General features: G+C 42.9%; 1 protein-coding gene. It reads right to left on the bottom strand.

The window, feature by feature from the left end; all coding sequences use genetic code 11:
- Positions 1-592, bottom strand: a 592-nt coding sequence (locus FD12_RS05580) for an IS110 family transposase (RefSeq protein ID WP_156404070.1), incomplete at its 3' end; no start/stop codon positions are given.
- Positions 593-785 lie beyond the last annotated feature (193 nt).

The raw sequence follows: 785 nt of genomic DNA, 5'->3' as shown, positions 1-785 counted from the left end.
TACTTACCTGAGAAATGATTTGGCTTTTAGACAAGCCAAATAAGAGGTCCGGATGAGGATACAAACGAATGATCGCTAAATTGACCGGCCGAGTGAAGCTGTCCAGGACATCGTTCAGTTCTCGAAAGGTGGTTTCCAATACCGCATGCAAATTATTAATTGTCCGGCGACGACTTTCAAAAAATTGATGATACTGCCGAGATAATTGTCGCAAGCTAAAGAATGGTTCACCCAATACTCTTCGGGTATGCAGGCTCGTGTACTGGGTTTCAGCTAATAATGCCAGATGAAAGGCATCATGGGCATCGGTCTTGTTAGGACGAGACTGCCTCATTTTGATCTTGGCCTCAAAGGCGTTGAGCTCATAAAAAATATAGTTTTCAGCTCGGCAAAAACGAGCCAGAGAATCTGAATAAGTTCCTGTCGACTCAAAGACCAGCACGGGTTTATCAGCCGTTTGACTGATAAAATGCTTTAACTGATTAAAGCCGCCACGATTATGCTTAAAAGAGATTGAACCAACCTGATGGCCACCTTTAACGGATACACAAACACTACTTCCTTCAGCCACATCTATTCCAATAAACTGCACTAATACCACCTCCAAAATAATTTGAGGTATTGTTTAGTCGAGTCTCTGCCTAGTATCCTTACATGCGATCTTAAAGACCAACTTCCTATAATCAGGTTTACGAGAGTGCTAAACACGGCCAGTATGTCCCACGAGCTCTTAGCCCAAAGGCGGTTGCGACCTATACCTCGATTTCATTATAAAAAACTGAGAG

This window comes from Lentilactobacillus rapi DSM 19907 = JCM 15042 (assembly GCF_001436255.1).
In the GTDB taxonomy this organism is placed as follows: domain Bacteria; phylum Bacillota; class Bacilli; order Lactobacillales; family Lactobacillaceae; genus Lentilactobacillus; species Lentilactobacillus rapi.
Note: the sequence above shows the minus strand (reverse complement) of the source record. Positions and strands in the feature narration are given on the sequence as shown.